This is a genomic window from Alloalcanivorax sp., from assembly GCF_964221125.1.
Taxonomy (GTDB): Bacteria; Pseudomonadota; Gammaproteobacteria; order Pseudomonadales; family Alcanivoracaceae; genus Alloalcanivorax; species Alloalcanivorax venustensis.
Genome location: NZ_CAXPXK010000089.1, coordinates 1 through 11266, shown reverse-complemented (window position 1 = coordinate 11266; position 11266 = coordinate 1). Strand labels below are relative to the sequence as shown.

Below are 11266 nucleotides of genomic sequence, written 5' to 3'. Positions count from 1 at the left end.
GGGGCGGCGCCGCTTGGCGGCGACGTCCTGCGCCGGCCGTTGGCCGGCTTGTCGAACCCTGGGGGGTTCTCTAAATACTTCCCCGGTATGGCATACAAACAAAAAGGGCCCCGCTCAAATGAGCGGGGCCCTTTTTGTTTGTATGGCGCACCGGGGAGGATTCGAACCCCCGACCTCCTGGTTCGTAGCCAGATGCTCTATCCAACTGAGCTACCGGTGCGGGACCTTGCGGCGTTGGCCGTCAAGAGGCGCGCATTATTCCCAATGCCCCCCGGGGAGTCAAGCCGGGGGCGGTGATTTCTTGCGCAAACGGACCGCGGGGGCGATTTATTCTTCGCCGGCTTCCATTTGTTTTTGCAGATAATTTTCCAGGCCTACCTTGTCGATCAGGCTGAGTTGGGTTTCCAGCCAGTCGATGTGCTCTTCCTCGGAGGCGAGGATTTCGCGGAACAGGTCGCGGGTGACGTAATCGCGGACGGATTCGCAGTATTCGATGCCGTCGCGCAGGTCGGGCACCGCCATTTGCTCAAGCTTGAGGTCGCAGTTGAGCATTTCCTTGGTGTTTTCGCCGATCATCAGTTTGCCCAGGTCCTGCAGGTTGGGCAGACCTTCGAGGAACAAAATACGCTCGACCAGCATGTCGGCGTGTTTCATTTCATCGATGGACTCGTGGTATTCGTGCTCGTACAGGGCCTGGAAGCCCCAGTCCTTGTACATCTTGGCGTGCAGGAAATACTGGTTGATCGCCACCAGCTCGTTGCCGAGTGCGCGGTTGAGGAATTCGATGACTTTCTGGTCGCCTTTCATGTGCGTTCTCCGTGCCGGCGGGGTAGTGGCGACTATTGTTCAGCAAGACGGGGGCACGGACAAGGTTTACCCGGAAAAAATCGAGTAAATACAAGTAGTTATACTAATGAGAATCAGTCTTTAAAGGAACGCCGCAAGCGGCTGTGGGCGTCCCTGCTCCCTGGCTGGGCTCGGGCCTGGCTGGGAGGCTGATGGACTGCTCTCGCGCGGGGCGGCTCTCAGGCGGTCTGAGGCCAGTATTGGACTGGTTCGCCCCGGTTTGCCGAGATTGAAGAGACCGCCGGCATGGCGTTACGGGTATCACGCAATACCTGACGGGCGTGCCGTGCACATTTAGCACACTGACTGCCAACCCCAAGTTCCCGACGAAGATCGCGCAGGCTGTCGCAACCGCTTTCGGCTGCTTCCCGTATCTGACCGTCAGTGATGCCGTTACACAAACAAACGTACATGGCTACGTCCACTCCTCAAACTCGGGAGCAGAATAACTCTAATGCGAATTGTTATCAATAACTTTCTTGGCCAGGGCGCCACCCCTGCCCGGCGGCAGGCCCAGGGCGGTTTTTTTTGGGGGAGAGGGGTGCCGAAACGACAACGCCCCCGGCGGGCCGGGGGCGTTGTGTCGAACGGGCGGACGGTCCGGTCAGCTGCTCTTGGCCGGGGTCTTCTTGGCCGCCGCTTTCTTGCGCGGTGCTTTGCGCGCCGGGGTCTTGCGGGTGGCGGTCTTCTTCACCGCGGTCTTGCGGGTCGCGGTTTTCTTGGCCGCCGGACGCTTGCTGGCGCTTTTCTTCGCCGGGGTGCGCTTGGCCGCCTTCTTGGCGGTGGCGCGCTTGGCGGTGGTTTTGCGCGCGGTGGTTGTCTTGCCGGTGGCTTTGCGGGCGGCGCGCTTGGCCTTCTGCTCCGCTTTCTTCTGAGCCACCTTGGCTTTCTTCGCCAGCTTGCGCTCGTACTCGCGCATCTTGGTGGTCAGGTTACGCTGGGCGGTGCGCAGCTTTTTGTTTTCCCGCGTGACCACTTTCTTGGCGGCCTGGATTTCGGCGCGAATCAGTTTGCTCTCGCCGCGCAGGTCCTGAAGTTTGAGACGCTGGGTGTTCATGCGACCGCGGGCGGTTTCCACGGCGCGTTTGGCGGCGGCGGTGGCATTGCCTTTGGCCTTATCCCGCTTGGCGGCCAGATCCGCGCGCAATTTGCTGAGTTTGTCGTTTTCCGTTTCGATCTTTTTCTTCTGGCGGTCCAGCTTGGTGCTGGCCTGGTCGACTTTCTTCTGTGCCTGGGCCACCGCCTTTTCCTGAAGTTTGGACTTGGACTCGGCGTTGGTTACCGACTTCGGCAGAGCCGGAGCCTTATTGGCGGTGGTTTTGGTGGTGGTGGTCTTCTTGCGTGCGGCGGTCTTGCGAGCCGCGGTTTTTTTCTGAGCGCTACTTTTTTTTGCTGCTCTGGCCATGATCGATCTCCTAATCTATGACGTCATTTTTCTGCGACAGTCGGAAAGTAGCATAAAAAAAAATCACTTGGTACATTATTTGACCAAGAGTTTGTAGGAATCAGTAAAAAAATAAAAAGCGGTTTTTTTGGGGAGAGGGGCGCGGAGAAAAAATAAAACGGGGCAGCGTTCGGCTGCCCCGTGTCGGTCACTCGTCACTGCGTTTCATAAATGCGCGCGGACCACCGCTTCCAGGGCGTCGATGTGTGACGGTTCCGCATTCAGCGCGGGGATATAGGCAAACGATTCGCCGCCGGCGTGCAGGAACACTTCGCGGTTTTCACCGTCGATTTCTTCCAGGGTTTCCAGGCAGTCGGCGGAGAAACCGGGGCACACCACCTGTACCGAACGCACGCCTTCCTTACCCCACTTTTCCAGGGTTTTATCGGTGTAGGGGTTGAGCCACTCCTGGGGGCCGAAGCGGGATTGAAAGGTCACCATCCATTGTTCGGCGCGCAAACCCAGGCGCTCGGCGATCAACGCGGCGGAGTGATGGCAGCGCTCACCGTAGTGGTCGCCTTTGTCCTGGTAGGACACCGGAATGCCGTGGAATGAAAACAGCAGCTTTTCCGCCTCGCCGTGTTGTTCGCGGAAACGCCGGATGCTGTCGGCCACCGCGTCCAGCCAGGCGGGGTTTTGCCAGTAGTCCTTAACCAGTGTCAGCCCGGGCACTTCCCGGCGGGTGCGCACCCAGCGCGCCAGGGCGTCCGCCACCGCGCCGTTGGTGGAACCGGAATACTGCGGGTAGAGCGGCAGGATCAACAGGTGGTCGTGGCCCTGGTCCGCCAGCTCATCCAGCACGGCTTCAAAACCGGGGCTGCCGTAGCTCATGGCGTAACGCACGGTGCAGTCGAAACGGCCGGCCAGCGCTTCGGCCTGCTGCTGGGCCACCAGCCGGATCGGAGAGTCCTGCTGCCAGATGGAGGCGTAGAGTTTCGCCACCCGGCGCGGCCGCAGCGGCAGGATGATCAGACGCAGCACCCAGAACCAGATCAGGCGCGGCGCTTCCACCACCCTGGGGTCGGACAGGAACTGCTTCAGATAACGGCGCACCGCCGCCGTGGTGGGCGCGTCTGGGGTGCCCAGATTGACCAGGACCACCGCCGGTTTCGTCACGGACATAACAAGCCTTCTCCTGAGTAAGCGCGGGGGCGCATCACAACCAATGGAGGGTGAATGATAGGTGAGACAGAGGACGTGAGCACGCTATCGGGGTGATAGGAGGGGGGAGATGCGAGGGCCCGCTGCCGCGGGCCCCTGGAGAGTTCAGCCTTTCAGTTTTTCCATGATGCGCTGACGGATGTCATCGACGCCGCCGACGCCGGCCACGCGCACGTAGGTGGGCGCGTTCTGTTCGCCGTTCTGGGCCAGCTCCTGGTAGAAGTTCACCAGCGGGCGGGTCTGCTCCTGGTACACCTCAAGGCGCTTGCGCACGGTGGCTTCCTTGTCGTCGTCGCGCTGGACCAGCTCGTCGCCGGTCTCGTCGTCCTTGCCGGCTTCCTTGGGCGGGTTGTGCTTGATGTGGTAGACCCGGCCGGAAGCGGGGTGTACGCGGCGGCCGCTGAGACGCTCGATGATTTCTTCGTCATCCACATCAATCTCAACCACGAAATCGATATTCACGCCCTCTTCCACCAGCGCCTGGGCCTGGGGGATGGTGCGCGGGAAGCCGTCGAACAGGAAGCCGTTCTTGCAGTCGTCCTCGGTGATGCGCTCTTTGACCAGGCCGAGAATGATGTCGTCGGATACCAGACCGCCGGCATCCATCACTTTCTTGGCTTCCAGGCCCAGAGGGGTGCCCGCTTTCACCGCGGCACGCAGCATATCGCCGGTGGAGATCTGGGGAATGGAAAATTCTTCCTTGATGAACTGCGCCTGAGTGCCCTTACCCGCACCGGGCGCGCCAAGCAGGATGACACGCATAGGATTCTCCGTTTTGCCGCGAATGGAAGGGGCGTCAGGAGCTCCCCTCGCCCGAAGGGGGGGAACTTTACCGTGCGGGTCCCCCGGGTACAAGGGCGACCTTGGTATCGCGGACGCCCGTGGCGGCGCGCCTAGCGGCGAATCGTGAGACTCGCCGCCGGCCGCCGGCTCAGATCCAGAGCGGTGGGCGCGGCGTTCAGGTTGGCCTGGTCCACGCTGGAGCCGGGCGCCGGCGTGTAGCGCGCGGCCACGCGCAGCTGGTCGAGCTCGGCGGGATAGGCCTGCAGCCAGTCGCCCGGGCGCAGGGTCACCTGGATCGGAAACGATTCCGCCAGCACCCGGCGCGCGGCCAGCGGCTGGCCGCCGCTCTCCCCGGCCCGGCGCAGGAACACGAACAGGGTGCCGCCCTCGGGCACGTCGTCGGCCTGCACGGTGACGGTGAGCCCTTGCAGCTGCTCGCTGCGCTCACGCTGCTGCTCCGCCTGGGCCAGGCCGCGGCGGATCAGATCGCCGGCTTCGCCATCGCCGTGACGGGCCAGCAGCGCGCGCCAGGACCGCGCCGCCAGATCAAAACGGCGGGCCTCGTTGGCGGCCATTGCCTGCAGCATCAGCGCGCCGTCGTGCCGGGGGTTGTCCGCCAGCACCCGGGCGATTTCCGCCTGGGCCTCGTCGGTGAGGCGGCCGTCGGCCTGGGCGATCAGCCCGCGCGCCAGCAGCAGGCGCGCGGCGTGGTCGTCCGGGTCCATCTCCAGCGCCCGGCGGGCGGCTTCCTGGGCCTGGGCCGGCGCGCCCAACTGGTCATAGAGCAGGCCCAGGGTGTACCAGCCGGTGAGGCTGGGCTCGCGCACCAGCCGCGACTGCAGCACCCGCGTGAGCGCGGCGGCGGAGATGTCCTGGTCCTGCTCACCGGGGGCTTCGCCGGCGATCACGCGCTCGGCCACCGGGTCGTAGCGGCGCTGGTCGGCCAGCCAGTCCAGGGTGTTGCGGTCCAGCCCGATGGTCAGATAGCCGAGGCCGGCCACCGCCACCACCAACAGGGGGATCGCCAGGCCGGTGATCGACAGGGGCGCGCCGGCGGCGCGGCTTTCCCGGCGCCACAATAAAAAGCACACCAGCAGCGCCGCCAGCAACACCACTATCAGCACAATGAACGGACTCATTGATCGTCTTCCTCCGCTTCGCGGCTGGCGCGGCGCACCAGCAGTACGATACCCACGCCGCCCAGCAGCAACAGGGTCAGGGGCCCCACCCAGAGAATCGCGGTGCGGGGGTTGAACGGCGGCCGGTAGCTGACGAAATCCCCGTAGCGGTCGACGAAGAAGGTGACGATCTCTTCATCGCTGTGCCCTTCGCGGATCATCCGCGCCACCCGCTCGCGCATGTCCTGGGAAATCTCCGCGTCGGAATCGGCGATGCTCTGGTTCTGGCACTTGGGGCAGCGCAGCTCCTCGGTGAGACGGTGAAAACGGTCCTGCTGGGCGTCGCTGTCGAACTGGTAAATGTCGATGGCGGCCCAGGACGGCGCGGCCGTCAGCGCGAGCAACAGAATGGCAAGACGGATCACGGCGCCACCCCCGGGGCCTCACCGGCCTGCTGCAGCACCGGCGCGAACTTGTCGTCCCAGACGCGCTGGTTCATTTCACCCACGTGGCGCAGCACGATCTCGCCGCGCGGGTTGATCAGAAAGGTTTCCGGCGCGCCGTAGACGCCCAGGTCGAGACCCAGCTGGCCGTCGGCGTCGACGATCACTTCGCGGAACGGGTTGCCGTATTCGGCCAGATAGTCGCGGGCCTTGGCGTCCTCGTCTTTATAGTCGAGCCCGACAATGGGAATGCCGCTGCGCGCCAGCTCCAACAAATAGGGATGCTCGACGTAGCAGGTCGGGCACCAGGTGCCCCACACGTTCAACAATTGCCAGCGGCCGGTGAGCAGCTCCTCGGTGAGGGTGCGGTCGTTAAGCAGCGACGGCCGGGAAAATTCCGGCACCGGCTTGCCGGCCAGCGCCGAGGGCAGCTCTTCCGGGTTGCGGCCCAGGCCGCTGGCGAGCAGCACCGCCAGGGCGACGAACGCCACCAGCGGCAGGAAGACCCAGGGGTTGGTGCCTTTACTCATAAACCACCTCGCCGTCCGCGTCCGCCTTGCTGCGCGTCATCTTTTTCCGGTAACGGGCGTCGGTGAGCGCCAGCGCGCCGCCCAGGGCCATGATCAGCGCCCCCAGCCAGATCCAGCGGATCATAGGCTTGTGATAGATGCGCACCGCCCAGGCGTCGCCGCCCAGGGGCTCGCCCAGGGCCACGTAGAGATCGCGCATCAGGCCGGCGTCGATGGCCGCTTCGGTCATCACCTGGCCGCTGGCGCGGTAGGTGCGTTTTTCCGGGTTCATTTCCGCGATCGGCTCGCCGTCGCGGGTGACCAGGAAATGGCCCTTGCGGGAATCGAAGTTGGGGCCGGCGTATTCGCTGAGGGTGTCGAACTCGAAGCGGTAAGCGCCCACCTCGGCCACATCGCCCGGCGCCATGCGCACGTCACGCTCCACCTCGTGGAAGCTGACCACGGTGACGCCGGCCACCAGCACCGCCATGCCGGAATGGGCCAGCACCATGCCGTAGTAGCCGCGGCCGAGTTTGCCCAGCCCGCCCAGGAAGCCCCGGTTGTAGGCCAGCGCGCGGCGCACCAGATCGTCGATGTGGGCGAACACCAGGAACAGGGCCAGGATCAGCGCCAGGGTGCCCACCCAGGGCGTGTCGCCGGGCAGGCGCGCGCCCAGGTAGCCACCGATCAGCGCCGCCGGCGCCAGCATCAGCATGCGCCGCAGCAACGGCGAGCTGTCCTGGCGCTTCCAGTTGCTGAGCATGCCGGGCACCAGAATCGCCATCAGCACCAGGGTCAGCGGCACGAAGAAGCTGTTGAAGTAGGCGGCGCGGATCGACACCTTGATGTCCAGCGCCTCGCCCAACAACGGATACAGGGTGCCCATCAATACCGCGAAGGTGGCGGTGAGCAGCAGCAGATTGTTGCCCAGCAGGAAGGCCTCCCGGGAGAGCGGCTTGAAGCCGCCCTTGCCCTTGAGGCGCCCGGCGCGCAGCGCGAACAGGGTGAGCGCGCCGCCGGCCACCACCACCAGGAAGCCGAGAATAAAGGCGCCCCGGCTGGGGTCGTTGGCGAAGGCGTGCACCGAGGTGAGCACGCCGGAGCGCACCAGGAAGGTGCCCAGCAGGCTCATGGAAAAGGTGACGATGGCCAGCAGCACGGTCCAGGCGCGGAACAGGTTGCGTTTTTCACTCACCGCCAGGGAGTGAATCAGCGCGGTGCCGGCCAGCCACGGCAGCAGGGAGGCGTTTTCCACCGGGTCCCAGAACCACCAGCCGCCCCAGCCCAGTTCGTAGTAGGCCCACCAGGAGCCCAGGGCGATGCCGACGGTGAGAAAGCTCCAGGCGACGGTGGTCCAGGGGCGTGCCCAGCGGGCCCAGGCCGGGTCCAGATTGCCGGCCAGCAGACCGGCCACGGCGAACGCGAACGCCACCGAGAAGCCCACGTAACCCATATAAAGCATGGGCGGGTGGATGATCAGGCCCGGGTCCTGCAGCAGCGGGTTGAGGTCGGCGCCGTCGATCGGGAACCAGGGCAGCGAGCGGTCGAACGGGTTGGAGGTGAACAGCATGAAGGCGTGGAAACCCACCGCGATCATGCCCATCACCGACAGCACCCGCACCACCATGGGCAGCGGCACCTTGCGGCTGAACAGGCCGACCAGGGCGGTCCAGCCGCCCAGCATCCAGCCCCACAGCAACAGGGAGCCCTCGTGGCCGCCCCAGATCGCCGACAGCCGGTAGCCCAGCGGCAATTGCGAGTTGCTGTGGTTGGCCACATAGGTGACCGTGAAATCATTGATATAGAAGCTGTAGCCCAGGCAGACCATCGCCACCGTGAGCGCCAGCCACTGCAGCCAGGCCAAAGGCCGGGCGTAGCGCTGCCAGGATTCCACCCGGCGATACACGCCGATCAGTGGGAATACCGCCAACACCAGGGCCGCCGCTATGGCCACCCACAGGGAGAGATGTCCGAGTTCCGCCGCCACCTTATTCCTCCGGCTGAGTGTGCGCGGGCATCATCGGCAGATGCGGCCCGCTTTGCAAGCCCACCGGCGCGCCGCCCCTGGCGCCCCGCGGGCATGGACATATTTTGAGACGCTTAGCGGTCGTGCCCGACGACGCCGCTCTGCTACTATGTGGCTATCATCAGGGTCGACACTGTGTTTAAAGCGTCGCCATTTTGCAGTCAAAAGGTCATCTTGCATCCATACACTATCACCGGCGGGTTGGAACGAATCGGGCTCGATCCGTTCCATACTGAGTGAAAACAATGGATGTTCGGCACCAGCCCGGCCTGTGTGGAGTAACCAGTTTGAGCACAAATAACGTGAACACCGCGAATCCGGATCAAAAATCCGCCTATTCCTACGACGACCTGCTGGCCTGTGCCCACGGTCAGTTGTTCGGCCCCGGCAACGCTCGCCTGCCCCTGCCCGGCATGCTGATGCTCGACCGCATCAGCCACATCGCCGACCAGGGCGGCGAATACGGCAAGGGCGAAATCATCGCGGAGCTGGATATCCACCCGGACCTGTGGTTCTTCGACTGTCACTTCGAGACCGACCCGGTGATGCCGGGTTGTCTGGGTCTGGACGCCACCTGGCAACTGCTGGGCTTCTTCCTCGGCTGGCTGGGCAACCCCGGCCGTGGCCGTGCCCTGGGCGTGGGCCAGGTGAAATTTTCCGGCCAGGTGCTGCCCACCGCCAAGAAATTGACCTACCGGATTAACGTGAAACGGGTGATCGCCCGCAAACTCACTCTGGGCATCGCCGACGCCGTGGTTTCGGTGGACGGCGAGGACATTTATGAGGCCAAAGACCTGCGGGTCGGCCTGTTTACCTCGACGGAAGGGTTTTAGTGCCCGCTAGTACGACAATATCACCTTGATGGAGCACCATATGCGTCGCGTCGTGATTACCGGCCTGGGAATCGTGTCCTGCCTCGGCAACGAGGCGGACCAGGTGTCCCGGGCGCTGCGGGACAGCCTCCCGGGCATCCGCTTCAAGGAAGCCTATAAGGAAATGGGCATGCGCAGCCAGATCGCAGGGACGCCGGATATCAACCTGGAAGACCATATCGACCGCAAGCCACGGCGCTTCATGGGCGACGCGGCGGCCTACGCCTACGTGGCCATGCAGCAGGCGATCGCCGACGCCGGCCTGGACGAGGCCGACGTCAGCAACGAGCGCACCGGCCTGATCGCCGGGTCCGGCGGCCATTCGTCGTTCAACCAGGTGGAAGCCGCCGACATCGCCCGCACCCGCGGGGTCAAGCGCGTCGGCCCCTATATGGTGCCGCGCGTGATGGCGAGCACCGTGTCCGCCTGCCTGGCCACCCCGTTCAAGATCAAGGGCATCAACTACTCCATCGCCTCCGCCTGCGCCACCAGCGCGCACTGCATCGGCAACGCGGTGGAACAGATTCAGCTGAACAAGCAGGACGTGGTGTTCGCCGGTGGCGGCGAGGAAGAGCACTGGACCCTGAGCTGTCTGTTCGACGGCATGGGCGCCCTGTCCAGCAAGTACAACGACACCCCGGAGACCGCGTCCCGTGCCTATGACGCCAGCCGCGACGGCTTCGTGATCGCCGGCGGCGGCGGCATGGTGGTGCTTGAGGAACTGGAGCACGCCAAGGCGCGCGGCGCGCGTATCTACGCGGAAGTGGTGGGCTACGGCGCCACCAGCGACGGCCACGACATGGTCGCGCCCAACGGCGAAGGCGCCGCGCGCTGCATGCGCCAGGCGCTGGCCACGGTGGACGGCGACGTGGATTACATCAACGCCCACGGCACCAGCACCCCGGTGGGGGATCTGGCCGAGCTGAAGGCGATCCGCGAAGTGTTCGGCGACGGCAAGATTCCGGCGATCAGCTCCACCAAGAGCCTGTCCGGCCACAGCCTGGGCGCCGCCGGCGTTCAGGAGGCGATCTACTGCCTGCTGATGATGCGCGACGGCTTCACCGCCGGCTCCGCCAACATCACCGAGCTGGACGCGGACGCCGAAGGCCTGCCGATTCTCACCAAGAGCAACGACCAGCGCCCCGAGCTGGTGCTCAGCAACAGCTTCGGCTTCGGCGGCACCAACGCCTCGCTGGCACTGAAGCGCTGGGCATAGGCCGGGCTCCGCCCGGCCAGCTGCAAGCTACAAGCTACAAGCTACAAGCGGATTCAAGACTGCTTGCAGCTTGAGGCTTGCAGCTTGAAGCTCTCTTCAGAACTTGTGTTCCATCCCCACTGAGAACAGGCTGCCGCTGTCGTCATCGCCGGTGCCGTTGGCGTAGGTGTAGTCCACGTCGGAGCCGGATACCAGCCCGTAGAGCGTGGTCTGCTTGCCGAGTTTGTAGTCGGCGCCCGCGGCCAGGATGTCGCTCTCGTAGTCGAGATCACTGCTGTCGAAACGACCGGCCTGGGCCTTCAGTTTAACCCGCGGCAGCAACTGCCAGCCGGCACTGACCATATACGAGGTGCCGTCGGCGCGGTCGGCGCCGGACACGTCCGGATCAATGCGCACCTGCTCGACCATCGCGCCCAGCTCCAGGTCACCAAGCGCCATACCCAGGGTGCCACGCAGCAGATCCAGGTCGGCGGCCACGGTCACCGGCGGCGGGACCGGGCTGTCCACTTCCAGGTAGCTGCGCTGATACGCAAGAGCAGCGAACAGGGCATCCCCGTCCCAGGTCGCGGACACACCATAGGTGTCGGCCAACCCGTCTTTCTCTTCGTCACCGATCTGGTCGTCCTCGCCAGGAGCGATTTGCGCGCGCACGATCACGTCGCCCCAACGGGGGCTCTTCCAGTTAACGGTGTTGCTGTTACGGCGCTGGCCGAAGAAGTAAGGTTCATCGCGCTTTAGCGGGAACGCTTCCCCTCCATTTGGTGCGCAGGTCTGGGTGACGCCCTTCCGGGAACGCCGTGAACCCGTCCCTGGGGGCTCCCTGTCGGACGTCCTGTCCTCCAGGGTCC

Annotated in this window: 12 protein-coding genes and 1 tRNA gene; 2 read left to right on the top strand and 11 right to left on the bottom strand. The window is 64.6% G+C overall.

Translation table 11 applies throughout. From position 1 onward, the window contains the following. Window positions 1-143: 143 nt before the first annotated feature. From ACEQZD_RS10815 to ACEQZD_RS10770, 10 genes are all read right to left on the bottom strand, one after another. Window positions 144-220, bottom strand: a tRNA-Arg gene (locus ACEQZD_RS10815). A gap of 107 nt (window positions 221-327) precedes the next feature. Then, complete coding sequence (gene bfr / locus ACEQZD_RS10810) at window positions 328-807, bottom strand: bacterioferritin (protein WP_142950181.1); 480 nt, start codon at window positions 805-807, stop codon at window positions 328-330. 218 nt (window positions 808-1025) lie between these two features. Then, complete coding sequence (locus ACEQZD_RS10805) at window positions 1026-1259, bottom strand: bacterioferritin-associated ferredoxin (RefSeq protein WP_142950180.1); 234 nt, start codon at window positions 1257-1259, stop codon at window positions 1026-1028. Between the two features lie 191 nt (window positions 1260-1450). Beyond that, the gene (locus ACEQZD_RS10800; RefSeq protein ID WP_370185399.1) at window positions 1451-2251 is read right to left on the bottom strand and encodes a hypothetical protein; all 801 of its coding nucleotides are present in this window, start codon (window positions 2249-2251) and stop codon (window positions 1451-1453) included. Between the two features lie 204 nt (window positions 2252-2455). Beyond that, on the bottom strand, window positions 2456-3412 hold the full coding sequence (gene hemH, locus ACEQZD_RS10795) for a ferrochelatase (RefSeq protein WP_194856633.1): 957 nt from the start codon (window positions 3410-3412) through the stop codon (window positions 2456-2458). Window positions 3413-3556: 144 nt separating this feature from the next. Next, complete coding sequence (gene adk / locus ACEQZD_RS10790; RefSeq protein ID WP_142950177.1) at window positions 3557-4213, bottom strand: adenylate kinase; 657 nt, start codon at window positions 4211-4213, stop codon at window positions 3557-3559. Window positions 4214-4344: 131 nt separating this feature from the next. After that, entirely contained in the window at window positions 4345-5373 is a 1029-nt protein-coding gene (locus ACEQZD_RS10785; protein WP_255442704.1) for a tetratricopeptide repeat protein, read from the bottom strand. After that, complete coding sequence (locus ACEQZD_RS10780; protein ID WP_370185396.1) at window positions 5370-5777, bottom strand: cytochrome c-type biogenesis protein; 408 nt, start codon at window positions 5775-5777, stop codon at window positions 5370-5372. The genes ACEQZD_RS10785 and ACEQZD_RS10780 overlap by 4 nt, the downstream gene beginning before the upstream one ends. Further along, window positions 5774-6325 (bottom strand): DsbE family thiol:disulfide interchange protein, encoded by a 552-nt coding sequence (locus ACEQZD_RS10775; RefSeq protein WP_370185395.1) that lies wholly within the window; start codon window positions 6323-6325, stop codon window positions 5774-5776. The genes ACEQZD_RS10780 and ACEQZD_RS10775 overlap by 4 nt, the downstream gene beginning before the upstream one ends. After that, the gene (locus tag ACEQZD_RS10770; protein ID WP_194856634.1) at window positions 6318-8291 is read right to left on the bottom strand and encodes a heme lyase CcmF/NrfE family subunit; all 1974 of its coding nucleotides are present in this window, start codon (window positions 8289-8291) and stop codon (window positions 6318-6320) included. The genes ACEQZD_RS10775 and ACEQZD_RS10770 overlap by 8 nt, the downstream gene beginning before the upstream one ends. 326 nt (window positions 8292-8617) lie before the next feature. Here ACEQZD_RS10770 and fabA point away from each other — a divergent pair, with 326 nt between their 5' ends. Continuing rightward, window positions 8618-9163: a 3-hydroxyacyl-[acyl-carrier-protein] dehydratase FabA gene (gene fabA / locus ACEQZD_RS10765; protein ID WP_370185393.1), complete on the top strand. Its 546-nt coding sequence runs from the start codon at window positions 8618-8620 to the stop codon at window positions 9161-9163. Window positions 9164-9203: 40 nt separating this feature from the next. Then, window positions 9204-10418 (top strand): beta-ketoacyl-ACP synthase I, encoded by a 1215-nt coding sequence (fabB, locus tag ACEQZD_RS10760; RefSeq protein WP_142950172.1) that lies wholly within the window; start codon window positions 9204-9206, stop codon window positions 10416-10418. Between the two features lie 96 nt (window positions 10419-10514). Here the strand turns inward: fabB and ACEQZD_RS10755 are convergent. Next, window positions 10515-11266: porin (locus ACEQZD_RS10755; RefSeq protein WP_370185391.1), on the bottom strand; the 752-nt coding region annotated here is incomplete at its 5' end.

Excerpts from the sequence above, each read along its gene's own strand:
- bfr (WP_142950181.1), bottom strand. The coding sequence starts at position 807 with ATGAAAGGCGACCAGAAAGTCATCGAATTCCTCAACCGCGCACTCGGC.
- ACEQZD_RS10805 (WP_142950180.1), bottom strand. The coding sequence starts at position 1,259 with ATGTACGTTTGTTTGTGTAACGGCATCACTGACGGTCAGATACGGGAA.
- ACEQZD_RS10800 (WP_370185399.1), bottom strand. The coding sequence starts at position 2,251 with ATGGCCAGAGCAGCAAAAAAAAGTAGCGCTCAGAAAAAAACCGCGGCT.
- hemH (WP_194856633.1), bottom strand. The coding sequence starts at position 3,412 with ATGTCCGTGACGAAACCGGCGGTGGTCCTGGTCAATCTGGGCACCCCA.
- adk (WP_142950177.1), bottom strand. The coding sequence starts at position 4,213 with ATGCGTGTCATCCTGCTTGGCGCGCCCGGTGCGGGTAAGGGCACTCAG.
- ACEQZD_RS10785 (WP_255442704.1), bottom strand. The coding sequence starts at position 5,373 with ATGAGTCCGTTCATTGTGCTGATAGTGGTGTTGCTGGCGGCGCTGCTG.
- ACEQZD_RS10775 (WP_370185395.1), bottom strand. The coding sequence starts at position 6,325 with ATGAGTAAAGGCACCAACCCCTGGGTCTTCCTGCCGCTGGTGGCGTTC.
- fabB (WP_142950172.1), top strand. The coding sequence starts at position 9,204 with ATGCGTCGCGTCGTGATTACCGGCCTGGGAATCGTGTCCTGCCTCGGC.